The 24080-nt window shown below is 56.0% G+C and carries 22 protein-coding genes and 1 pseudogene; 14 read left to right on the forward strand and 9 right to left on the reverse strand.

The genetic code is table 11. The annotated features are described in order from the left end of the window. The 9 genes from G5358_RS12270 to G5358_RS12310 all read left to right on the forward strand — a co-directional run. Positions 1 to 240: transporter substrate-binding domain-containing protein (locus G5358_RS12270; RefSeq protein WP_421324163.1), on the forward strand; the 240-nt coding region annotated here is incomplete at its 5' end. Continuing rightward, positions 241 to 909, forward strand: a complete 669-nt coding sequence (locus G5358_RS12275; RefSeq protein WP_019445518.1) for an amino acid ABC transporter permease — start codon at positions 241 to 243, stop codon at positions 907 to 909. It begins immediately after the preceding gene. A 12-nt stretch (positions 910 to 921) separates the two neighbouring features. Continuing rightward, the gene (locus G5358_RS12280; protein WP_421324164.1) at positions 922 to 1656 is read left to right on the forward strand and encodes an amino acid ABC transporter ATP-binding protein; all 735 of its coding nucleotides are present in this window, start codon (positions 922 to 924) and stop codon (positions 1654 to 1656) included. Positions 1657 to 1926: 270 nt separating this feature from the next. Further along, complete coding sequence (gene rpmH / locus G5358_RS12285; RefSeq protein WP_005307156.1) at positions 1927 to 2061, forward strand: 50S ribosomal protein L34; 135 nt, start codon at positions 1927 to 1929, stop codon at positions 2059 to 2061. Then, complete coding sequence (gene rnpA / locus G5358_RS12290; RefSeq protein WP_005342318.1) at positions 2061 to 2420, forward strand: ribonuclease P protein component; 360 nt, start codon at positions 2061 to 2063, stop codon at positions 2418 to 2420. The genes rpmH and rnpA overlap by 1 nt, the downstream gene beginning before the upstream one ends. Further along, complete coding sequence (yidD, locus tag G5358_RS12295; RefSeq protein ID WP_075116235.1) at positions 2387 to 2635, forward strand: membrane protein insertion efficiency factor YidD; 249 nt, start codon at positions 2387 to 2389, stop codon at positions 2633 to 2635. The genes rnpA and yidD overlap by 34 nt, the downstream gene beginning before the upstream one ends. 5 nt (positions 2636 to 2640) lie before the next feature. Further along, the gene (gene yidC, locus G5358_RS12300; protein WP_421319262.1) at positions 2641 to 4287 is read left to right on the forward strand and encodes a membrane protein insertase YidC; all 1647 of its coding nucleotides are present in this window, start codon (positions 2641 to 2643) and stop codon (positions 4285 to 4287) included. Positions 4288 to 4386: 99 nt separating this feature from the next. Then, positions 4387 to 5748 (forward strand): tRNA uridine-5-carboxymethylaminomethyl(34) synthesis GTPase MnmE, encoded by a 1362-nt coding sequence (gene mnmE / locus G5358_RS12305; protein ID WP_019445516.1) that lies wholly within the window; start codon positions 4387 to 4389, stop codon positions 5746 to 5748. Positions 5749 to 5910: 162 nt separating this feature from the next. After that, the gene (locus G5358_RS12310) at positions 5911 to 6102 is read left to right on the forward strand and encodes a hypothetical protein (RefSeq protein ID WP_421324165.1); all 192 of its coding nucleotides are present in this window, start codon (positions 5911 to 5913) and stop codon (positions 6100 to 6102) included. On the opposite strand, the gene G5358_RS12315 is transcribed toward G5358_RS12310, so the two are convergent. The 9 genes and pseudogenes from G5358_RS12315 to G5358_RS12355 all read right to left on the reverse strand — a co-directional run bounded on the left by G5358_RS12315 (position 6055) and on the right by G5358_RS12355 (position 18223). Next, positions 6055 to 7035 (reverse strand): hypothetical protein, encoded by a 981-nt coding sequence (locus tag G5358_RS12315; RefSeq protein ID WP_421324166.1) that lies wholly within the window; start codon positions 7033 to 7035, stop codon positions 6055 to 6057. The two genes, G5358_RS12310 and G5358_RS12315, sit on opposite strands and share 48 nt — an antisense overlap. A 16-nt stretch (positions 7036 to 7051) precedes the next feature. Then, the gene (locus tag G5358_RS12320; RefSeq protein ID WP_421324167.1) at positions 7052 to 8326 is read right to left on the reverse strand and encodes a hypothetical protein; all 1275 of its coding nucleotides are present in this window, start codon (positions 8324 to 8326) and stop codon (positions 7052 to 7054) included. A gap of 40 nt (positions 8327 to 8366) precedes the next feature. Continuing rightward, positions 8367 to 10241, reverse strand: coding sequence for an HAD-IB family phosphatase (locus tag G5358_RS12325; RefSeq protein ID WP_216952504.1), 1875 nt, complete (start codon positions 10239 to 10241; stop codon positions 8367 to 8369). A 189-nt stretch (positions 10242 to 10430) separates the two neighbouring features. Further along, a pseudogene (locus G5358_RS12330) lies at positions 10431 to 10664 on the reverse strand (IS3 family transposase); the annotation flags it as partial. 24 nt (positions 10665 to 10688) lie between these two features. Next, a complete protein-coding gene (fhuB, locus tag G5358_RS12335; protein WP_421324168.1) occupies positions 10689 to 12671 on the reverse strand; it encodes a Fe(3+)-hydroxamate ABC transporter permease FhuB in 1983 nt (660 codons plus the stop codon). Continuing rightward, complete coding sequence (locus G5358_RS12340; protein WP_270657159.1) at positions 12668 to 13555, reverse strand: ABC transporter substrate-binding protein; 888 nt, start codon at positions 13553 to 13555, stop codon at positions 12668 to 12670. The genes fhuB and G5358_RS12340 overlap by 4 nt, the downstream gene beginning before the upstream one ends. A gap of 34 nt (positions 13556 to 13589) precedes the next feature. Beyond that, positions 13590 to 14354 carry an ATP-binding cassette domain-containing protein gene (locus tag G5358_RS12345; RefSeq protein ID WP_216952502.1) on the reverse strand — a complete coding sequence of 255 codons (765 nt, stop codon included), beginning with the start codon at positions 14352 to 14354 and terminating at the stop codon, positions 13590 to 13592. A 46-nt stretch (positions 14355 to 14400) separates the two neighbouring features. After that, positions 14401 to 16047 (reverse strand): multidrug ABC transporter permease/ATP-binding protein, encoded by a 1647-nt coding sequence (locus G5358_RS12350; protein ID WP_421324169.1) that lies wholly within the window; start codon positions 16045 to 16047, stop codon positions 14401 to 14403. 79 nt (positions 16048 to 16126) lie between these two features. After that, entirely contained in the window at positions 16127 to 18223 is a 2097-nt protein-coding gene (locus tag G5358_RS12355) for a TonB-dependent siderophore receptor (protein ID WP_421324170.1), read from the reverse strand. Positions 18224 to 18618: 395 nt separating this feature from the next. On the opposite strand from G5358_RS12355, the gene mioC reads away from it, so the two are divergent. From mioC to G5358_RS12380, 5 genes are all read left to right on the forward strand, one after another. Beyond that, positions 18619 to 19068 carry an FMN-binding protein MioC gene (mioC, locus tag G5358_RS12360; protein ID WP_033138545.1) on the forward strand — a complete coding sequence of 150 codons (450 nt, stop codon included), beginning with the start codon at positions 18619 to 18621 and terminating at the stop codon, positions 19066 to 19068. A 508-nt stretch (positions 19069 to 19576) separates the two neighbouring features. Beyond that, positions 19577 to 21466 carry a tRNA uridine-5-carboxymethylaminomethyl(34) synthesis enzyme MnmG gene (gene mnmG, locus G5358_RS12365; RefSeq protein ID WP_058056584.1) on the forward strand — a complete coding sequence of 630 codons (1890 nt, stop codon included), beginning with the start codon at positions 19577 to 19579 and terminating at the stop codon, positions 21464 to 21466. Between the two features lie 21 nt (positions 21467 to 21487). Continuing rightward, positions 21488 to 22114 (forward strand): 16S rRNA (guanine(527)-N(7))-methyltransferase RsmG, encoded by a 627-nt coding sequence (rsmG, locus tag G5358_RS12370; RefSeq protein ID WP_033115246.1) that lies wholly within the window; start codon positions 21488 to 21490, stop codon positions 22112 to 22114. 26 nt (positions 22115 to 22140) lie between these two features. Next, positions 22141 to 22944 (forward strand): ParA family protein, encoded by an 804-nt coding sequence (locus G5358_RS12375; RefSeq protein ID WP_421324171.1) that lies wholly within the window; start codon positions 22141 to 22143, stop codon positions 22942 to 22944. Further along, the gene (locus G5358_RS12380) at positions 22941 to 23849 is read left to right on the forward strand and encodes a ParB/RepB/Spo0J family partition protein (RefSeq protein WP_019445507.1); all 909 of its coding nucleotides are present in this window, start codon (positions 22941 to 22943) and stop codon (positions 23847 to 23849) included. The genes G5358_RS12375 and G5358_RS12380 overlap by 4 nt, the downstream gene beginning before the upstream one ends. The last annotated feature ends 231 nt before the right edge of the window (positions 23850 to 24080 follow it).

The following is a 24080-nucleotide window of genomic DNA, read 5'->3' on the forward strand; positions in this document are numbered from 1 at the left end:
ATCGATGCCTTCGTGATGGACCGCGTCTCCACCGCCCAGCTGATCAAGGAGTCCAAGCTGCCGCTGCAACAGGCTGGCGCACCGTTCGAGACTATCGAGAACGCCCTGCCCTTCCTGAAGACCCCGGAGAAACAGGCTCTGCTGAAGAAGGTCGACGAGGCCCTGACCGCCATGCGCAAGGATGGCTCCCTGCGTCAGATCTCCGAGAAATGGTTCGCTTCCGACATCACCGACAGATAAATGATGGAATTTGACCTCGAATACACGCTGGGGCTGTTTCCCATCCTGCTCAAATATCTGGGCACCACGATGGAGATGGCCCTGTGGGGATTCGTGCTGGCACTCGTACTCTCGCTGGCCCTGGCGATAGTACGGGTGTTTCGCGTCCCCGCGATTCACTGGCTGGCGATGCTCTATATCTCGTTCTTTCGGGGTACACCGCTACTCGTTCAGCTGTTTCTGCTCTACTACGGACTGCCGCAACTGTTCCCGATCTTCGTGGGGATGGATGCCTTTACCGCCGCCATCGTCGGTCTGACCCTGCACTTCGCCGCCTACATGGCCGAGTCGATCCGCGCAGCCATCCTCGGCATTCACAAAAGCCAGATGGAAGCGGCGCTCAGTATCGGCATGAGCCGTTATCAGGCGATGCAGCGGATCATCCTGCCGCAGGCGGCCCGTATCGCCACCCCGTCGCTGATGAACTACTTCATCGACATGATCAAGAGCACCTCGCTGGCTTTCACTCTGGGAGTGGCCGAGATCATGGGCAAGGCGCAGATGGAAGCCTCCTCCTCCTTCAAGTTCTTCGAGAGCTTTATGGCGGTGGCGCTGATCTACTGGGTGGTGGTGATCTTCTTTACCCGCTTGCAGCATCTGCTGGAAGTCCGTCTCAACCGTGCCTATTAAAGGAGGGCTCTCATGATCAAGCTAACCGGCCTCTCCAAGGCATATCACGGCAATCAGGTGCTCAACGGTATCGATCTGGAGGTCAAAAAGGGGGAAATTGTCGTCATCATCGGCCCCTCCGGCACCGGCAAGTCGACCCTGTTGCGCTGCCTGAACCTGCTGGAGACCCCGGATGCGGGCACCCTTGCCATCGACGATCTCAAGCTGAATCTGGCCAAGGCCAGCGAACAGCAGGCGATCGAGCTGCGCAAGCGGGCCTCCTTCGTGTTCCAGAACTACGCCCTGTTTGCCAACAAGACGGCGCTCGACAACATCGCCGAAGGGCTGATCACCGTCTGGAAGCAGCCAAAAGCGGAGGCCCGCGCCACAGCGCTCGGCATCCTCAAGGACATTGGCCTCGCCGACAAGCAGGATTCCTATCCGGCCTCCCTCTCCGGCGGCCAGCAGCAGCGGGTCGGCATTGGCCGCGCCATGGCGGCACACTCCAAGGTGATCCTGTTTGACGAGCCCACCTCGGCCCTCGATCCCGAGTGGGTCGACGAGGTTTTGGGACTGATGAAAGAGTTGGCCCGCCAGCACCAGACCATGGTGGTGGTGACTCATGAGATTGAATTTGCTCGTGATGTTGCCGATCGGGTGATCTTCATGGAAGGAGGACGGATCGTCGAGCAGGGCCCGCCGGATCAGATATTGGTCGATCCCAAGGATCCCCGTACCCGGGAGTTCTTGCGGAAAGTCCTTAAATAGCTCTCTCTTTGGCGGCCTGGCCGCCTTTTTTATTGAGGGATCCCTTGTTTAACCCCGGGTTGCCAGTATAATCCGGAGCCCTTGATCCTCTGGATCCTCACGCTCGGCAGTGGCCTTTTCAAGACCACGGCAGGATGAGAGGGAACGGCGGATTGACTAAAAGCCGAACTCTGTTTAGAATTCGGCCTCTTTTGCTAGTCGTCACACGCTATAGCTGGCGCGTCGGCTAAGTGTGACAATCAAAACTGTACAGAAATACGGAATCGAATCATGAAACGTACTTTTCAACCGTCCAACCTGAAGCGCAAGCGCTCTCACGGTTTCCGCGCCCGCATGGCAACTGCCAACGGTCGTAAAGTTCTGGCCGCTCGTCGTGCCAAGGGTCGTGCCCGCCTGGTAGTCTAATGCCTACCCAGCACACCTTCTCTCGGGAGTTACGTCTGTTAACTCCCGAACACTTCAAACGCGTTTTCGCCGAGCCTGTCCGGGCCGCCTCTCCGCAGATAACCCTTCTCGCTTCTCCCAATTCGCTCGAACACCCTCGTCTTGGTCTCGCTGTGCCCAAAAAAGCACTCAAGCGTGCCGTTTGGCGTAATCGTGTCAAACGGGTGGTTCGGGAAAGTTTCCGCCTCAAACAACATCAGCTGCCCGCTATCGACATCGTGGTGATCGCCAAGGCCGGTGTGAAAGAGATGGATAACGAGGAACTGTTCAAGTTACTGGAAAAGCTATGGCGCACCCTGTCACGCCGTTGCAATGGGTAGCTATCAAACTGATACGCCTGTATCAGCTAATCATTAGCCCTCTGCTCGGGCCGCGCTGCCGTTTTACCCCAACTTGTTCCCAATTTGCGATAGAAGCCATCCGACTTCACGGTTTCATAAAAGGCGTTTGGTTAGCCAGCAAACGTCTATTAAAATGCCATCCCTTATCCGAGGGTGGTTATGACCCGGTTCCGCAACCAAAGCGAAGAAACTGAAAACTATGGAATCACAACGCAATCTACTCCTGATCGGTTTGCTGTTCGTGAGCTTTCTGCTCTGGCAACAGTGGGAGTCCGACAAGGCTCCGAAGCCGGCCCCGACTACCGTGGCCCAAACCGAACATTTCGTACCTGAAGCCGGTCAGACCGGTGATATTCCTCAGGTTTCCGAGCAAGCCAATGCGACTGCCGCACGCAAGCTGATCACCGTCTCCTCTGACGTGCTCAAGCTGACCCTGGATACCCAGGGTGGCGACATCGTGTCTGCCGAACTGCTGTCTCACAAACTGGAAGAGGGCAAGGACCAACCGTTCGTGCTGCTGACCAGCAAGCCTGAGCACCTCTATATCGCCCAGAGCGGTCTGGTGGGTCGCAATGGTCCGGACAGTCAGGCCGAAGGTCGTCCTACCTATGAAGCCGCCCAGACCAGCTATCAGCTGGCCGATGGTCAGGATCAAGTCGTCGTTCCGATGACCTGGACCGACAGCAAGGGCGTGGTCTTCACCAAGGAGTTCATCCTCAAGCGTGGCGACTATGCCGTTGGCGTTGATTACAAGATCGACAACAAATCTGCCGAGCCGGTTCAGGTGCAGTTCTATGGTCAGCTGAAGCAGACCGTAGCAACGCCGAAGGATCAGGAAGGTCATGCCATGGTAGCCAGCGCTTACCGTGGTGGTGCCTTCTCCACTGAAGATACCCGCTACAAGAAGTACACCTTCGACGAGATGAAGGATGCCGACCTGAACAAGACCACCAAGGGTGGTTGGGTCGCCATGCTGCAACACTACTTCGTCTCTGCCTGGGCTCCGAATGCCGACGATGCCAACAGCTTCTACAGCCGTGTGATCCCTGGTAAAGGCCAGGCCATCATCGGTTACAAGGCGCCGCTGGTTGACGTGGCTGCCGGCCAACAGGCCGAAGTGACCAGCAAGCTGTGGGTCGGTCCCAAGCTGCAAGACCAGATGGCCAAGGTGGCTAACCACCTCGACCTGACCGTCGACTACGGCTGGCTGTGGTTCATCGCCCAACCGCTGCACTGGCTGCTGACCGTGTTCCACGGTTTCGTCCAGAACTGGGGTCTGGCCATCATCATGCTGACCCTGCTGGTGCGCGGCATCATGTTCCCGCTGACCAAGGCCCAGTACACCTCCATGGCCAAGATGCGCATGCTGCAACCCAAGATTGCGGCCCTGCGCGAGCGCTTCGGCGATGACCGCCAGAAGATGTCTCAGGGCATGATGGAGCTGTACAAGAAGGAGAAGGTCAACCCGCTGGGTGGCTGCCTGCCGATCCTGGTTCAGATGCCGATCTTCATCGCCCTTTACTGGGCACTGATGGAGTCCGTTGAACTGCGTCACGCGCCGTTTGCCCTGTGGATCACTGACCTGTCAGTGAAGGACCCCTTCTTCGTGCTGCCAATCCTCATGGGTGCCTCCATGTGGTATCTGCAGAAGATGAGCCCGACCACCATCACCGACCCGATGCAGCAGAAAGTGATGCAGTTCATGCCGATCATCTTCACTTTCATGTTCCTCTGGTTCCCGGCTGGCCTGACTCTCTACTGGCTGGTGAGCAACGTCATCTCCATCATCCAGCAGACCATCATCTATCGTCAGCTGGAGAAGAAAGGACTGCATTCACGCAGCTAATCTTCCCGTGATGACAAAAGAGGCGGCCTTCGGGCCGCCTTTTTTATTACAATGTCTCCCACTACGTTTTCCTATCAGCGAACAAACGAGCCAAGCAAGATGACAACAGATACGATCGTGGCCCAGGCCACCGCGCCAGGCCGTGGTGGCGTCGGCATAGTCCGGGTCTCCGGCCCCGCCGCCGAACAGGTCGCCGGGATAGTGCTCGGCAAGCTCCCGCGGGTGCGCTACGCCGAATATCTGCCGTTCAAGGATGAGCAAGGCCAGGTACTGGATCAGGGAATCGCCCTGCTGTTCAAAGCCCCCAACAGCTTCACCGGCGAGGATGTGCTGGAGCTGCAGGGCCACGGCGGCCCCGTCATCATGGACATGCTGATCCGCCGCATTCTGAAAATCGATGGCATCCGCCCTGCCCGCCCCGGCGAGTTCAGCGAGCGCGCCTTCATCAATGACAAGCTGGATCTGGCCCAGGCCGAAGCTATCGCTGACCTTATCGAAGCCTCCAGCGAACAGGCCGCCCGCAGCGCCATGCACTCCCTGCAGGGGCAGTTCTCCAGCAAAATCCAGCAACTGGTGGAGAGCCTGATCCGGCTGCGCATCTATGTGGAAGCGGCCATCGACTTCCCGGACGAGGAGATCGACTTCCTCTCCGACGGCAAGGTGGCGGGCGACCTCTACGCCATCATGTCCGAGCTGGACGACGTGCGCGGGGAAGCCAAACAGGGCGCTCTGCTGCGGGAAGGGATGAAGGTGGTGATCGCCGGTCGTCCCAACGCCGGCAAATCGAGCCTGCTCAATGCCCTCGCGGGCCGCGAGTCGGCCATCGTCACCGAGATTGCCGGCACCACCCGCGACGTGCTGCGCGAACACATCCATCTCGATGGCATGCCGCTGCACATCATCGACACCGCCGGTCTGCGCGACACCCAGGATAAGGTGGAGCAGATCGGTATCGAACGCGCCTGGGCCGAGATTGAACAGGCCGATCGGGTGCTGTTTATGGTGGATGGCACCACCACAGATGCGGTTGACCCGCGGGAGATCTGGCCGGAATTTGTTGATCGGTTGCCAAAAAACATCGGCCTCACCGTCATTCGCAACAAGGCCGATCTGACAGGCGAGGATCTGGCACCGAGCCAGGAGCAGGGCCACGCCGTCTACCGCATCTCCGCCAAAACCGAGCTGGGGCTGCCCGCCCTGCGCGAGCACCTGAAAGCCTGCATGGGCTTCCAGGGCAACACCGAAGGGGGCTTTATGGCCCGCCGCCGCCATCTGGATGCGCTGGAGCGTGCCGCCGAGCGCCTGCTGGTGGCCAAGGAGCAGCTGGAAGTGTTCGTGGCCGGCGAGCTGGTGGCCGAAGAGTTGCGCCTGGCGCAGGAGTCCCTCTCCGAGATCACCGGCGAATTCAGCTCCGACGATCTGCTGGGCCGTATCTTCTCCAGCTTCTGCATCGGCAAGTAATGTGGTGAAAAATCAGCAATAAAAAGCAGCCAGTGAGAGCATAAGGCATTGTAAATATTGGACTTTGTTTTTTACTGGCTATTCTTGCCTGATCTTGTTTCGTGAGAATTTACCCCGAGAGTACCCCGAAGTAACCTCTCGGGGTACTCTCGGGGGACAATTATGAAGATCAGCATCGAATTCCGCGAACCTGACGCCGAAGGCAAGCGCGCTCTGCGCTTAACCTACTACGTCGGCTCCTACCTTGATCCAGCCACAGGCATCCGCAAGCACAAACGCAACTGCGCCATCACAATGACCACAGCATCACTTGCTGATGATGTTTTCCACTACACCATAATCAAAGTGGGCTGACGGGAAGTTGCTGTGATATTTCATCGCCTGCTCGACAAACTCATCTGCCAATGGTGCTCGTTGTCGATAGTCATGAAACAGAATGGCCTGGAGATGTCCCAGCTTGCTGCGCTGCTCATCGGAGGGCAAGCCCTCATCATCCAACAGGCAGACTGTGGGCCGCCCCATTAGAATGGACTCGGCATGTATGGAGGAAGCACCGTTGCACAACACAACATCAGCCTCCTGAATCGCTCGGATCGAGCACTCCTCAGCGGGAATGATGCAATCGGGAAAACGATTATTGAATAATTTCTCTACCTGCGCCACGTCCCGCCAAGCAGGTAACTTGACTCTGACATTTTCCGTTATAAGCGGAGCAAAGTAATCGACTATTCCTGAATCACCAAATCTCAGACGCAAGTGTTCAAACATACTGATGAACAGTACAATCCTCGGTTTATTTTTTTGGGCTGGCTGGCTAGGACGAGCACTTTTTGTATGCTTTATCCATCCACTTTCTATGACTTTCGTATGACGACCCAAGGTCGCCTGGAGTGCAGAGGATGAAAAAGGCGTAAGTATGTAGTCAAAAAGATCCAAAAACCTTAGTTCATTGATATTTTTATCTCCAAAAGGAGTAAGAAGATCATGTGGAATATATATGGATTTCTTAGGTTTTAATTTTTGAATTATTTCTAATGGCGATAAATAATTTGGGTAGTGTTCATTAAATTTTGGCGCCAAAAACTTTGCAACATCTCTAGTTAAATTAGTATGTGCTGATGTAATGTAGACAACATCCTCACCTATAAAGGGGGCAAGTAAATCTTCATCCTGCGCTGTGAGTTGGCCAAAATCCAACTCTGTGACATCATAACCAACCGCCCTAAGGTATTTGCATAAATCAGCCAACACATACTCAGAATCTACGCCTGAGGTAACAATTTTCATGAGGTCTGGCCTTTTATTATGTGGTAATTTGAGAAACAGCAAACTGATTATCGCTTGCTCTTATCCCCACTCGCGGTGTACGCGTCAACTTGGTGTCAATGACATCAATAATGAGAGTGCTGCCAACCTCAACCATTACCTTGGTAGACATGACAGAGAGTGCAATAATAGTAGAGTACTGCCCAGCGGTAACATTCACCTCTTCACTTGGTATAAATTTCGGCTCACTTATTATCCTCCAACTACCATCATTAACCCATAATGTGATAACAGGCATATCTGCCGTGGATGCCTGAAGCATACAGGCATACATATGACTATCTTGCGGGCCTGAATAGCAAGCGACCAGAGAAGCATGTCCACTCCCAGCCCCCAACCACGAAAATTTAGCCTTTATACTAATCACATCATCTACAGCAGTTTTTGCCTGAGCAATGGCCAGAGAAAAACCATCAGCTGGCGCCATAAAACCAATCTTGGTCGAATCAAATGGTGTTATCATCAAATTCTCCCAATACAAATTTTCGGTATTGCAAATTGGAAGTCTAGCCGCCCTAAGTGTTACACAGCTGGGCGACTCAGTATAAATCGCCGGTGCAGAACCAAATAAAGAATAAGAACCATCAGGCAAACATCCAATAGAGACAAAATCACATTTTTGATTTTCCGAAAGCTGTGCTATCTCATAGAAACCAACCTTATGAAGACGTTTTCTAGTGTTCTTGCTATGTACCACAAAATGGCAATTATCGATATATAAAATATGACTTTGACAAGCCCTCAGAAGTAGATTTAGGATATGTCGCTCACCAATAAAATCCTGCATCAGCCAAGGTGATGCGATACCAATACTTGTTACATGACGATCTTTCAAATGCAATACAAAATCGTCAACATTGCGAACATAAATAACTTCCTGATCTTGCAACAGTAACGAGACACCATCATGTAGCACTGGACATGCAAAAACTATATTGCACTGCTGCCAACTCTTGATATTTTTAGAAATACCAACAAAAACATCTTCAAGCTCAGCCGCTGTAACTATCACATCGTGGACATTGGCTGATGACATCACCGGTAATGAACTGACTTTCTCGCGCAGAAGTTCTGTTATAGCCTGAAGTCTGGAGATATCATCACGCAGAGTTAGCTGCCCCTCTGACAGTTGCTGGTTACCTTGCTCAATCCCCTGACTCAGATTAACCAGCTGTTCTGAAAAAATGAGATCAGCATCGCACTTTCCTGAACGCCTCAGGAATGATTGGAGAAAACGCGTAAATCGACTCATGGTATCGTCATCCAATAATTATTATTCAGTACAGTTTTGCCTAACTGCTCTCTTCAGGTATACAGACAAGGGCATAGAAATGGGTGTTATCCCATCGGTTATACTCTTTTGGATAAATATCAACAACTTCCTTAATGCTGAAACCGGCTTGACGTATAAGATCTATCTCATGCTGTAGCCATCTATATTCAGAGTAGTAATCTGTTCCTAGCTCTTTGGAGTAACCATCAACAATGACATCTTCAGTACACCCCATCTGATGCTTGACTATCAAAGTACCAGCAGGTCGTATCCATGAGCGAGCCTTCTGATAAATCCGTTCCGCCTCTGTTCTATTGAAGAAATTCATCACACCAAAAATGGTAACAAGATCAAATTTCTCTGCCACATCAAATATATTGAGATCTTCATTAATAACTTTCAGGTTGTCCGTTCTTTTTATAAAATCGCTAAAGTTAGAATATTTTTCTACAGCGACTATTTTAGAGAAATCTTCTGTAAGGTGATTAACAAGCAGCCCAGTACCAGCACCAAGATCAAGCAGGGTTTTACTTTTATCTGAGAAACGTTTGACTAACTCAATATCAAAAATAGAAAAATCGGGGGCTTTATTTCTAGTCTCTATTGGTGATTTTATTTTGCTGGCTAGTTTTTCATAATAACTATTTATTTTATGATTACCACTACTCCACGAGTCCACAAAATCAACAGCTTTCTTATAGTCTTCATAAGTGTCAATATCTTGCGCTCGTATTATCTTCGCAGACATTGGCAATAATGGTTCTAAAAGATTGTAAAGATGGCCCGAGGTAAATCTTATATTTTCCCTGCGGATGGCAGCAGGTCCAGACCACTCGTAATCACCATCATCTCTGGAAAATGAAACAACTTGTTCTTGTTCATTAAGCTTCACAAAAACTGCGTCTTCGCTCACTTTTTGACTCACCCCAATAAATTCTTGCTCTGCTTCAATGCACTGAGCAATATCATCTGGGTGAACTAATAGATCCCCATCCCAAGCAATAATAATTTCATTAGCATGTTTACCACCAAGATAGAGACTAGCGCCAGTTTTAGAGTGAAAATAATCGTGATTGAAAACAAAAATAATATCTTTTCTGATCGAGCATACTTCATCAATAAGACTGCTAGCCTGAAAACCAACAACTATTCTAAGATCACTTACATGCCGGAATTGTTCTAGCTGTAGATGAATAAGTGGCACCCCTTGTAGCTTAATAAGCGACTTTGTTTGTCCCAGCCCAAGGCGCGAACCAACCCCCGCAGCACTAATTACCACTGACCTTCCATTTTGAGGTGATTTTATCTGTTGCAGTAACCTGAGCATAGCAACAGAATCATATACTGCATAATCTGCAACTTGCATGACCGTATTTGCCGGTTGGTGAATCAAGCCGCAAGCAATAGAAACATCAGCGATCCTCATGGCCTCAGCATCATTATTTCCATCACCGATGAAAACGACTTGCTCACCTTGCGCTTGATACTCTTTAACAATATCTTCTTTCTTTAGTATTTTGGTTAATCGAACCTTGCCATTGGCATCAACTTCCCCTTCTGATGAACGAATTACGCACTCTATTTTTTTGGCTAATTCTGCGATCCAGCCATTATAATTTCCAGTGGCAATAATACAGTCATCACGGTTACTATTGATAAAATCGAGCAGAGACTGGTTAAGGGGAATATCCGCTACGATGCGAGCAACTTGAGCCACATCTAGGTGACCAAGTATGTCAACCCGCTTGATGAAACTTTCCATGAATGGGATCTGACCATTAATAGTCTGGGCAGTTAACTCTTCTATTTGCGTAGTGACATTGAAACTTTTAGCTATGATAGGCAATGTTTCACAGCAGCTAAGAGTTCCGTCGAGATCGAAAATAAATTTCATCCTTTGCCTCGCTAGGTTGGCAATATCTAAACGTTTGTATTTATAAGACAATAAGCAAGTGAAGTCGAGACAATCTGGCGCAGGATCATACCCAGATCAGATGGACTTAGCCCACGATGGTAGACATATTCTGTTCTCACGACGAGACTTATTCGAAGACCTCTGGTGTGACGCGCATCCAAGGTGGCTCTAGCGTCGCACTCTGTAGTAGAACGCTTCAATGCAATCGAAGATTTCGGCGCGGGCCAGATCGTGGGTTTTGTTGATCCTTTTTATGATGCGATCTTTTTTTCAGCGAACTGAAGAACGATTCAGAGACAGCATGATCCCAACAGTTGCCACGTCGGCTCATATTGGGGGCCAAGTTATTGGCCCCAAAAAACACTGCCTATCGTTACTGCCATATTGGCAACCCTGATCCGACTACACGATAGCCAATCCACAAACCTAAAGGCGGCGCAGGCACCACATGAAGTAAGCGCCCCCTAATAGGGTGGAGACCAGCCCGACCGGCACCTCCTGCGGGAAGAGGATCTGCTGGCCGACCCAGTCAGCCGACACCATCAACAGGGCGCCGGAAGCGGCGGCCCCAAGCAGGTGCCAGCGTGCCCGCACCAGCCCCATCAGCTTGGCCATATGTGGCGCCAGAAGACCGACGAATGAGAGCGGCCCGACCACCAGGGTGGCACTGGCGGTGAGCACGGCCACCAGCAGCAGGATGGCGAGCTGGGCACGGTTGAGGCGAATGCCAAGCGCGGTCGCTACAGCACTCCCCATCGGCAGCAGATCGAGCCAGCGGCTCACCAGCAGGCAGACGGCCAGCATTAACAGCGCCAGCCCCACCAACCCATAGGCTACCGGCAGGGTGACGTAGTAGGTGGAGCCGGACATCCAGGAGAGCAGTTGCTGCACCCGCATGTCACCGTTGGCCAGCGCAATGGCCTGCAGCGGCTCAAACAGTGCCGTGATGGCGATGCCGGAGAGCAGGATTCGCTCCGGCTGGAAGCCGTGCTTGCGATTGACCACCACCAGCAGCAACAGGCAGCCGAAGGCACCGAGCAGGCCACCGGCCAGCATCAGCGGCAAAGGCAACGCGGGCAGCAGCAGCGCCGTGGCAATCACCCCCATAAAGGTGCCACCGCTCACCCCCAGCAGCTCCGGGCTCGCCATCGGGTTGTTGCTGACCCGCTGCAACAGGGTGCCCGCCAGCGCCAGCAGCACGCCAGCCGCCCCCGCCGCCAGAGTGCGCGGCAACCGCCACTCCAGTTGAGCCTGCCAGCGGAGCCAGCTCGGCCAGCTCCAGCCCGTCATTCCCTGACCCAACAGCAGGGAGGCGACCATGGCCAGCAACAGCCCGACCAGCAACAGGCCGATAAGGCGAGCCGGTGCCGGATGGCGGGCCACCAGCAGGCCGGCGTTTGCCTTTGGCGTACCCGACTTGATGCCAAGGCGCGGGATCAGCCAGAGCAGCAGCGGCGCGCCCAGCATGGCTGTCATGGCGCCAGTGGGGATCAAGACTGGCCAGAAGCGGCTCAGACTCTGCAGCAGCAGATCGGTCGCCGCCAGCAGCAGGGCGCCGAGGATCGGTGCCCACAATAGCCGTTGGCCAAGCTGACGGATCCCGAGCAGCCGCACCATGGCGGGGGCGGCCAGCCCGATAAAGCCGATCAGCCCGACCACGCTCACCACGCAAGCGGTGACAAATACCGCCAGCCCGAGTCCTGCAAAACGCAGATGCTGCAGGGAGACCCCCAGACTACGGGCGCTGGCATCATCCAACTCCAGCACCGCAAGCGGGCGTACCAGCACAGCGGCCAGCGCAGCGGCTGCCAGCAGGCGGGGCAACAGGTAACTCACCCCGCTCCAGCTGTTCTGCACTAGCGAGCCACTGCCCCACACCAACAAACCTTTCAGCTCCTCCTGAAAGAACAGCAAGAGCCCCATGCTGATGGCCGCCAGATAGAGGTTGATCACCAGCCCGGCAAAGACGATGACCACCGGATTGAGCTGGCGACGCCAGGCCAGGGCAAACACCAGTGCCATCGCGAGGCTGCCACCGGCCATGGCGATCCACTCCCGCCCCAACAGCAACCAGGAGGGGGCAAACAGGGTCATCATCATCAACGCCAGTTGGGCACCGGAGGCCACCCCAAGAGTGGTGGGTGACGCGAGCGGGTTGCGCAGCACCTGCTGCATCAGGGTACCAGCCAGCCCGAGAGCCGCCCCGGCCAACAGGGTGACAGCCAAGCGGGGTAGCCAGCTGAAATGCACCACCGCTTGGCTGACATCATCCAGATTGGGGGCGAACAGGCTCTGCCACCAGAGCGCACCGGGCAGCTGGCGAGCCAGCTCCCAATACGCGAGCAAGAGGATCAACCCCAGCAGGCTCGAGACCGGCCGCAGCAGCGGCGATGTGAGCAGTCGCTTCATCGGCTAGCCTCCATACGCTCGGCATCTTGCAGCAATGCATCGCTGAGCAGACCGGCGAAACGGCGGGCGGCCAATACGCCGCCAAAACTCCAGACCGCAGGCAGATGCAGCACGGGGGCTTGGCGTACCAGCGGCAGATGCTGCCACAGCCCAGGCTCCTGCAGCCGTTCACTCACCCCGACCGGAATGGGATCGACCACCACCAGCCGCGCGGTTGGCAAGGTCATGAACTGCTCGATGCTGACCACCGAGAAACCCCAGTCATTGGTCTGCTCCTGCCAGCCATTACGCAGCCCGAGGCGCGTCATCACCGCATCGAACAAGCTGTGGCGACCAAACACCCGCACATGGCGCTCATCGATAAACTGCACCACCAGCAGGGGTGGCAAATCCGCAGGCAATCTGGCCTGCATACTGGCGAGATCCCGATCCAGCCCGGCCAGCAGCCGTTCGCCCTCGGCGGTTTTGCCCACTATACGGGCGAGGGTCAGGGTCACCTCGTGCAGCCGCTGCCATAGATCGGTTTGCCCATCATAGAGGGCGATGGTGCTCACCGGTGCAATGCGGGAAAGAGTTGGCGCCAGCGGAGCTGCCAGCGGCGAGATGAGGATGCGATCGGGTTTGAGCTCCGCCAGCAGCTCGCGGTTGGGCTGGGTGCGCAGGCCGATATCTACCACCCCGGCGGGTAACCGTGGCTCGCCGACCCATGCCTGATAGGGGCCTGCATCCCCCACCGCCAGCGGCGTCACCCCGAGCGCCAGCAAGGTTTCGGCAATGGTCCAGTCGACAGTAGCGATACGGGGTAGCGGTGCAGAGGCGATCGGGGATGTGTCGGCCTGTGCCGCTAGTGGCAGCAGCAGCAGGCTGATAAGGCAGGGTGCCATCTTCTTCAATAAACGGTTCAAGAGAGCCCCCCGGTCAAACGATGGCGATGGGATGAGCATGAGCCGGGTGGCGAATGACCTCCATCGGAATGCCATAGATGGCGTGTAGGGTCTCGCTGGTCATGAGCCCCTCCGGTTCACCGTGGGTAAGCAGGCGGCCGGAGTGGAGCGCCACCAGCCGATCACAGAAGCGGGAGGCCATATTGATGTCGTGAATGACAATGATGACCCCGAGGTTTAGCTGACGGCTCAACTGCTTGACGAGCGTCAGCACCTCCACCTGGTGGGCCACATCCAGCGCGGCCAGCGGCTCGTCCAGCAGGATGAAGCGGCTCTCCTGGGCCAGCAGCATCGCCAGCCAGACCCTACCCCGCTCGCCGCCGGAGAGGGTATCAACCAGCCGATCGGCAAAGCGTTCGGTATGGGTAAGGGCGATGGCCCGATCGACCTGACGGTGATCCTCCACCCCCATCCGGCCCAGCAGGCCGCGCCAGGGATAGCGGCCCATCTCCACCAGCTCCCGCCCGAGCAGATTCTCGGCGCTCGGCAGATGCTGGGGCAGATAGGCCACCTGACGGGCAAACTCCCGGTTACCCCAGTCGGGTAGCGGCTTGCCATCAAACAGGATCTCGCCGTCGCTGAGGGGTTGCTGGCGTGCCAGCAGCTTGAGCAGGGTCGATTTACCCGAACCATTGTGGCCGATGAGGCCATAGACCTGTCCCTGCTCGAAACACAGGTCGGTGGGGTGCAGCAGCGTGCGGTCATTGACCGTGAAGCTGGCTGATTTCATCTCGAACATAAGCAATTCCTGTGCTGGCTTGCCGCCAGTCTCATCGGTGCCGGTATCAAGCCGGCACCTCGCAATCCAGATGGGCGATCGCATCGCGGCTCACTGCGGCACGGCGCGCCCCGGTCAGCTCAGTGAGTTTTCCCTGCCGCATCTCCAGCAGGCGATCGGCCAGCGGGAAATAGTGATCATCGTGACTGATGGCAATCACCGTCTTGCCCATCTCCTTGAGGCGCGGCAACAGCACCTGATAGAAGATGCGGCGGAACTGGGGATCCTGATCCGCGGCCCACTCATCAAACAGCATCACCTCGCGCTGCTCGGCCAGCGCCAGCAGCAGGGCGACCCGCTTGCGCTGCCCTTGGGAGAGATCGATATCGGCGATAAATCCATCCTCGATGGTGAGCTTGCTGCCCATCTGCAACCGCTCCAGCCACTCGGCCACCAGCTCATCCTTGGGTTCCGGCCCCAGCAGGTGCTGGAACAGGTGATAGTCGGTGAAGATGGCGGAGAAGAGCGCCAGATAGCCGTTGCGATCGGTGATCGGCTCACCATCCAGCAGGATCCGGCCCGATACCGGCTGGTAAAGGCCGGTCAGCAGCATGGCCAGCGTCGACTTGCCGGAGCCATTGCCGCCAATGATGAAGATCTGCTCCCCCTTTTCGATGACCAGATCGATGGGGCCAACGGCAAAACCGCCCTCCCCCTGATAGTGAAAGCTCACCTGCTCCAGCTCGATACGCTGCCAGGGGCGGATGGCGGGCGGCAGCGGGAAGTCCGCATCCGGCTCGGCCAGATTGAGGGCGGCGATCTTGTCGAACGCCACCTGAGCGGCAAGCAGGGTCGGCAGGGCGCCAATCCCCTGCAACAGCGGGGTGCGCAGGAACAGCAGGGTCAGGGCGAAGGTGGCGGCCACATTGGTGTTGGCCCAGCCAAGGCCGTTGGCCAGAAAGAAGACCAGACCGATGGCCCCCAGCATCATGATATTCGACCAGTTCACCGCGCTCAGGTGATAGGTGTCGGCGCGGATGATCTGCTGGCGGTAGTCACGGGCATTCTGCTCATAGAGCTGGTGGTAAACGAAGTGAGCCCGCTCGCGGTTGAGCGCCAGCTCCTTGCTGCCGGCGATGATGGCCTGATAGTTCTGATAGAGCCGATCTTCGGCCTGACGCATGTGGGAGAGATGGCGATAAACACGGTTCACCAGCAGCCAGCCCACCACCATGGTGACGGTGACCCAGAGCGCGGTCACCCCGAGCAGGGCCGGAGAGAGCCAGCCGAGATAGAGGGCAGAACCCATCGTGAGCACCAGCCCCTGCACCAGCTCCGGCAGGCGCACGAAGGCAATGGTGATCTGGCCGATATCGCTGGAGAGGGAGGCCAGCAGCGGCCCCTGACCAATCTGGCGGATGCGGGCGACATCGGTATCCAGCAGTTGCTTGAGCAGACGGCCGCGCAACCGGTAGACAAAATGGTGACCGAGAGTGGTCAGGGCCAGCTGAGATCCGAGTGTGATCACCAGCAGCAACACAATCAGGCCGACCAGCTGACCGAGGATCGGCAGCGGATCACCTATAGATTCGATAAGAGACTGATTGATAAAAGCAATGACACCAATCCCACTGACGGCACTGAGCAGACTGAGCAGGGTGATAGCGATAAAGGGCCAACGATATTGGCGATAAACCAGAGACAAGAGTTCCATAACGGACCGGTATTCCAGAGAGATCAGAACAACTGCGGGTGAAAAGAAGGGCGGGAATCCGGTTCCCGCCCGACTTCGATTACCAGCGGTAGTTGATGCTGCCCACTACGCTGCGCGGCTCGCCGTAGTAGCAGTAATAGTCACAACTGGCCACGTAGGTTTCACCCAGCAGGTTGTTGACGTTGAGCTGGGCACGCCAGTTCTTGGCAAAGTCATACCCAATCATCGCATCCCAGACGGTATGGGCCGGCACCTCGGCAGAGCCGTAGATGGGGGTGAAATCCGCATTCACGGCGCCAATACCCACGCTGGAACCGATATAACGTACACCGGTACCCAGCTCCAGACCCGAAGCCACCCCTTGCTGCACCTTGTAGTTGCCCCAGAAGGAGGCCTGGTGGCGAGGGATCAGGCTGGCACGGCGATCGCCACTGCCGGTGTCGTTGGTTTTGGCATCTGTGTAGGTATAAGCAGCGGTCAGACGCAGCGCATCTGTCACCTGCACGCTCCCTTCCAGCTCAATCCCCTGAGAGGTCACTTCACCCGCCTGGGTCTGTTGGCCGGAACCGGTAGAGACCAGCGAGTTGGTCTGGGCCAGATCGAACAACGCCAGATTGATGTAACCGTCGAGGAAGGCAGGCGCATACTTCACGCCGGTCTCGTAGAGCTTGCCCTTGAGCGGCTTGTAGGAGTTTCGGGTGTTGGGATCGATCCCCGGCAGCACTTCGAACGACTCGGCATAGGCAAAGTAGGGAGAGAGGCCGTTGTCAGCCAGATACATCAGGCTGCCCGAGAGGGATAGCTCGTGATCGTACTGGCGCTCGTCCTTGCTGGTATTGGTGTTGTGGGTCTCCACATAGTCAAAACGGCCACCGGCAGTCAATAACCAGCGATCATCCCAGCGGATCTGGTGCTGGGCATAGAGGCCGCTCTGGCCCTTGCTGCTCTTCTGGTGAGTAGCGGTCGATTCGTCAAAACCGGGGAAGCCGCTGTAATCCGGGTTCATGGTATTGATGGAGCCCATACCGTAGTTGTCGGCCTCGACCCCTTCATTGACGTGACGCTGCAGATCCACCCCCAGCAGCAAGGTCTGCTCGGTGCTGTCGGTGTTCCAGTAGCCCACCATCTGGTTGTCCATAGTGGCACTCTTGGTATTGCCATCGCGGTAAACCAGGCCACGACTGGCGGTTGTGCCTTCATAGGTCGGGAAGATATAGGTCTGGCGCAGCAGCAGATCGTTGTAGTTTAAGCGGACGTTCTGCTTGAACTCCCAGGTCTGGTTGAGCTGGTGGGCCAGCTCGTAACCGGTGGAGATCTGGGTATTGCGGTTGCGATCGTAATCCGGCTGGCTCAGGTTGGTGGAGGGATCAATCTGGCCACCTGACGTATTCAGGGTGCCATAGACCGGGAAGAAGCCGTTGGTCGGGACCCCTTCGTCGTGCAGGAAACTGGCCAGCAGGGTCAGGCTGGTACGATCCGAAAGATCGAAGGTGACGCTGGGCGCCAGATAAACCCGATCGTTATAGGTGCCAGTGAGCACGCCATCACGCTCTTTATAAAGAGCAACCATGCGGTAGCGGCTGTTGTCGGAGAGCGCGTCAGAGACGTCCACCCCGACCTGACGATGATCCCGGCTGCCAAGCTGCAGATCCACCTGCCCTTGCGGCGTGGCGGTCGGCCGCTTGCTGATGGCATTGATCACCCCACCCGGAGGTGCCTCACCGTAAAGGATCGAGGCTGGCCCCTTCAGCACTTCCACACTCTCCAGACCGAACGGTTCCGGCGTCCAGACGTAGTAGCCGGTGCCAAACAACCGGTTGCCATCCAGATAAGAGGCGGCATCGAAGCCACGCACCTTGAACCAGTCAGTGTTGTTGTCTGAGCCATAGAGGCCGGTCAATACGCCGGAACGGTAGCGAATCGCTTCATCCAGCTGCAACACGGCGTGCTGATCCAGTTCCTCGCGATTAACCACGGAGACGGCGCGAGGGGTCTCGGCCATCGGCACTTCCACCTTCATGGCCGTACCTGTCACCACCATGGTTTCGCTGGCTTTGGGCAGCTCAGCGGTGGTTTGTTCGGCCATCAGCGGCAGGGAGACGAGCAAACCGGAGAGCGAAAGCACGCCGAAGGCGCCCTTCTTGCCGGGTCCTGTAGTGTATTTTTGCGCAATCATATAAAGTCTCGTTTATCAATGAGTTATGTTGTTTTAATTGTTATTTTTGGTCGTTTGTCACGACATCACCCTGTTCCATGGGCGAATAAAGCAGCGCAATCCTACTACAGGAGCCGTGATCGAATCGATTCAATAATTGCTAATCATTTGCATCTACATTGTTATCTGACTGCATCGTTGGCAGAATTCCGCGGGAGATGGGAGCCATCAGGAGAGCTATGAGCGGAGAAGAAAATGGAGAGGAATATAAAGAAGCAGAAAAAAGATCGGCAGGATGGATCCGGTGGCATTATCTGACTGGATCCATTATCCCCAAGCTTTATCCATATTTATCCACACCCTTTGGCGGTAGAATCCGGCTTTCCGTTTCTTTGTCTGAAATCAGGATCCATTCCATGGCCAAACTCAATCTCGTCGTCGGCTCCATGCTGGGCGCCGCCGAATATGTCGCAGACCACGTCGCCAACCTGCTGGAACAGGCTGGCCACCAGACCCGGATCCACAACCCGGCCAAGCTGGCAGAGGTGCTGGATGATGCGGGATCCATCCTGCTGGTGGTCACTTCCACCCATGGTGCCGGGGATGTGCCCGACAACCTGCAACCCTTCGCCAAGGATCTTGCCGAGCAGCATCCGGATCTTAATTCATTGAAATATGGCGTGATCGCCCTTGGCGACAGCAGTTATGACACCTTTTGCCAGGGCGGCAAGACGCTGGATCGGCTGCTGGCCGAGTGCGGAGCCAGCCGGATTGGCGAGCGACTCGACATCGATGTGACCCAACACGAGATCCCCGAAGATGCCGCAGAAGTGTGGATCCGCGACTGGATGACGATGATCGCCTGATCAGCGTGCGGGAGATCCTGAAAAAAAGCTTGATCTCCCCACTTATCCCCAGATCGACTATCCACCATGTTATTAACAGATTGATCCGGGGGAGTTGTTCTACAAGGTTACCCACAACGCCCAGGGGTAATGTGCATAACTACGGTGTAAAGCTCTGAAAAACCTATAGTTATCCATGTATTAGATCCAGACCGACAGACCTCTGTGTATAAAAGTCCTGGTTATCCCCTCGTTCACCGGGCCAGGATCCAAGCTTTTCCACAAGCTAGGATCGTCATTAAATTAATGATCTTTATGATCAAAAAGTGCTTATCAACAGAAAGGGCGGATCCTAATAAGAGATCCAGTAAAAGATCGATCTAAAGATCCTTAAGATCTAATTAGTGGATCCTCCCTTCATACTGAACGTTAAGTAGACGTTCCCCTCAGGACGCGAAACAGATAGAATGTTCCGCCCTTTAGCCCAGGCAAATAAAGATCTTCAGGCGTGCAGATCAAGGTGATCCCAATGCAATACCATGAACAATTTGATGTGATCGTCGTCGGTGGCGGTCATGCCGGAACCGAAGCAGCAACAGCGGCAGCCCGTATGGGCATGAACACCCTGTTGCTGACCCACAATATCGATACGCTGGGGCACATGTCCTGTAATCCGGCGATCGGCGGGATCGGCAAGGGACACCTGGTCAGGGAAGTTGACGCACTCGGCGGGATCATGGCGCGTGCCATCGATCTTGGCGGGATCCAGTTCCGCACCCTCAACTCCTCCAAGGGCCCGGCAGTGCGAGCCACTCGTGCCCAGGCGGATCGCCTGCTCTACAAGGCTGTCGTTCGCCAGATGCTGGAGAATTACCCGAACCTGAAGATCTTCCAGCAGGCCTGTGACGATCTGATCATGGACGGGGATCGTGTTGCCGGTGTGGTCACCCAGAGCGGGATCCGCATCAGTGGCAAGACTGTGGTGCTGACGGTCGGTACCTTCCTGAATGGTTTGATCCACATCGGGATGGAAAACTACAAGGGCGGCCGTGCCGGGGATCCTCCCTCGATCGCATTGGCCCAGCGCCTGCGTGAACTGCCGCTGCGCATCGATCGTCTCAAGACGGGTACCCCGCCGCGCATCGATGCCCGCAGCGTAGATTTCTCCGTAATGCAGGAACAGCATGGCGACGATCCGCGCCCCGTCTTCTCGTTTATCGGCGATGCCAGCCAGCATCCCCGTCAGGTGCCTTGCTACGTCACCCACACCAACGAGCGTACCCACGAGGTGATCCGCAATAACCTGGATCGCAGCCCCATGTACGCCGGGGTGATCGAGGGGATCGGCCCGCGCTACTGCCCGTCGATCGAAGACAAGATCACCCGTTTCGCCGACAAGACGGCGCACCAGATCTTCGTCGAACCGGAAGGCCTGACCACCCACGAACTCTATCCGAACGGGATCTCCACCAGCCTGCCGTTTGACGTGCAGGTGCAGATCGTCCGTTCCGTGCGCGGCTTCGAGAACGCCCACATCACCCGCCCCGGCTATGCCATCGAATATGATTTCTTCGATCCGCGGGATCTCAAGGCCAACATGGAGAGCAAGTGCATTCCAAACCTGTTCTTCGCTGGCCAGATCAACGGGACGACCGGTTACGAAGAGGCGGCTGCACAAGGCCTGATGGCCGGTCTGAACGCGGCCCTGCGTGCCCAGGACAAGGATCCCTGGAACCCGCGTCGGGATCAGGCCTACATGGGCGTGATGATGGACGATCTCTCCACCCTGGGGACCCGCGAGCCTTACCGCATGTTCACCAGCCGTGCCGAATATCGCCTGCTGCTGCGGGAAGACAACGCCGATATCCGCCTGACTGCCATCGGTCGCGAACTGGGTCTGGTGGATGACGAGCGCTGGAGCAAATTCAACGCCAAGATGGAACAGGTCGAGCTGGAGCGTCAGCGCATGCGTTCAACCTGGATCCACCCGCAACATCCGTCACTGGAAGCGGTCAACGCCCTGGTCAACACCCCGCTGACCCGCGAACAGAGTCTGGAAGAGCTGCTGCGTCGCCCCGAGGTAACCTATGATGCGCTGATGGCCATCGAAGGGGTCGGCCCTTCCGTGACCGATCCTGCCGCGGCCGAACAGGTTGAGATCCAGATCAAGTACGCCGGTTACATCGAGCGTCAGCACGATGAAGTGGAAAAACAGCTGCGCAACGAGAACACCTTGCTGCCGCTGGATCTGGACTATCGCGAGGTGAACGGCCTCTCCAACGAGGTGAAAGCCAAGCTGAACGATGCCAAGCCGCAGACCATTGGTCAGGCTTCCCGCATCTCCGGTATCACCCCGGCGGCCATCTCCATCCTGCTGGTTCACCTGAAAAAACACGGCCTGCTGCGTAAAACCGCCTGAGGATTCTTACCGTTGGAAAATATGCTGGAAAGATTGAACGGCCTGCTCATGCAGGCCGGAATTGTTATCACCGATACCCAAAAGAGCCAACTGGTGCAGTTGGTCGAGTTGCTGCACAAGTGGAACAAGGCTTACAATCTCACCTCGGTGCGAGATCCGGACGCCATGCTGGTCAAGCATATCCTCGACAGTCTGGTGGTAAGCCCCCACTTGCACGGGGAGCGCTTCATCGATGTGGGGACCGGTCCCGGCTTGCCTGGACTGCCGCTGGCCATCATCAACCCGGACAAGCAGTTCGTTCTGCTGGACAGTCTGGGCAAACGGATCAACTTCATCCGCCAGGTCATTCTGGAGCTGGGGTTGACCAATGTGACGCCGATCAAATCCCGGGTGGAAGAGTATCAACCCGAAGTCGGGTTTGATGGTGTACTCAGCAGAGCGTTCGCTTCGCTGGAGGACATGCTGAGCTGGTGTCACCACCTGCCGTCAGAACAGGGCAGCTTCCTCGCGCTCAAGGGACAATATCCCGCAGAGGAGCTGGCCCAGTTGCCTGCCAATATCCGTCTGGTAGCCTGTCATGAGTTGCGGGTGCCGGAGCTGGAAGGCGAACGTCATCTGCTGGAATTCAAACATATCCAGCCCGAATAGGGTCGCAGTTTCATTTAGGGGATAGTGTGGGAAAAGTCATTGCCATAGCCAACCAGAAGGGTGGAGTGGGTAAAACCACCACCTGTGTGAACCTGGCCGCCTCCATGGCCGCCACCCGGCGCAAGGTGCTGGTGATCGATCTGGATCCGCAGGGCAATGCCACCATGGGCAGCGGCGTCGACAAGTACGAAGTCGAGCGCACCGCCTATGAGCTGCTGATCGAAGATGCCCCCATCAGCGAGGTGATCATCCCCGAAACCACCGGGGGCTATCACCTGATCGCCGCCAATGCCGACGTGACCGCGGCCGAAATCCGTCTGATGGAATTTTTCGCCCGCGAAATCCGCCTGCGCAATGCGCTAGCCTCGGTGCGGGACAAATACGACTACGTCTTCATCGACTGCCCGCCCTCTCTCAACATGCTGACCGTGAACGCCATGGCCGCCGCCGACTCCGTGCTGGTGCCCATGCAGTGCGAATATTACGCGCTGGAGGGGCTCACCGCCCTGGTCGACACCATCAGCAAGCTGGCCGCCGTGGTCAATCCGGAGCTCAAGATCGAAGGGGTGCTGCGCACCATGTTCGATCACCGCAATCGGCTGGCCAATGATGTGTCCGATCAGCTAAAACAGCACTTTGGCGACAAAGTCTACCGCACCATCATTCCCCGCAACGTTAGACTGGCGGAGGCCCCGAGTTTCGGTGCCCCGGCCATGCACTATGACAAATCATCGGTGGGCGCCAAGGCCTACCTGGCACTGGCTGGCGAGATCCTGCGCCGCCAGGAGCAGGAACGTCAGGCGACCATCGCAGACCGAGAGAGTATATGACTCCGAAAAAACGTGGACTGGGCAAGGGGCTGGATGCCCTGCTCAGTACCAGCACGGCTGCCCGCCAGAAACAGGTGATGAGCGATCAACGTACTGAAGAGGCCATGGCCCCCACCAATCAGGGCGAGCTGCGCAAGCTGCCGGTGGAGTGGTTGCAGTCCGGCAAGTACCAGCCCCGCAAGGACATGTCCCAGGATGCACTGGAAGAGCTTGCCAACTCCATCCGCGCTCAGGGGGTGATCCAGCCCATCGTAGTACGCCCTCTCGGCGAACAATCCTTCGAAATCATCGCCGGTGAGCGGCGCTGGCGCGCGTCCCAGCTGGCGCGGCTCGAGGTGGTGCCCTGCATCGTCAAGGATGTACCCGACGAGGCTGCCGTCGCCATCGCGCTGATTGAGAATATTCAGCGGGAAGACCTTAATGCCATCGAAGAGGCGGTCGCTTTACAAAGACTGCTGACCGAATTTGAACTCACCCACCAGCAGGTGGCCGAGGCGGTGGGCAAGTCCCGCACCACGGTGACCAACCTGTTGCGTCTCAACCAGCTCAACGACGACGTGAAGCGTTTCGTCGAGCATGGCGACCTCGACATGGGCCATGCCCGTGCCCTGCTGGCCCTGAGTGGCCAGGCCCAGTCCGAACTGGCCAAGCTGGTTGCCCAGAAAGGGCTGACCGTGCGCGATACCGAGAAGCTGGTGCAAAAAGCGCTCGAACCGGCAAAAGCCATGGTCGAACCGGCCCGTGATCCGCAGATCGGCTACCTGGAGCGCCAACTGGCAGAAAAAATTGGCAATCAGGTGCAACTTCAGCCTGGCAAGCGGGATAGCGGGAAGTTAGTAATAAGTTACGAGAATTTGTCCGATTTGGACCGTATATTGGGCTATTTTGGCGTGTCGGAATCGTGATTTTTACGCTTTTTGTAGTAATAAAACATCCATTCCTTTTGATATGACCATAACCCTGATTTGCTGCGGAAAGCCGCAAAAATTAAGGATTTTTGTCATATTGCAATAGCTGCCCTCAAGGGTATAATTTGACCGGCTTTAAGAGCTGTTAACATGGGGTCTTCGGATCCCGATTTTTTACAGTTCTGTAATGTTCAGGGGTAGGTTGGTGAAGCAGAAAATAGCCTTGGA

Origin of the sequence: Aeromonas sp. 604176 (assembly GCF_049170755.1) — a bacterium.
GTDB classification, from domain to species: Bacteria; Pseudomonadota; Gammaproteobacteria; order Enterobacterales; family Aeromonadaceae; genus Aeromonas; species Aeromonas veronii_A.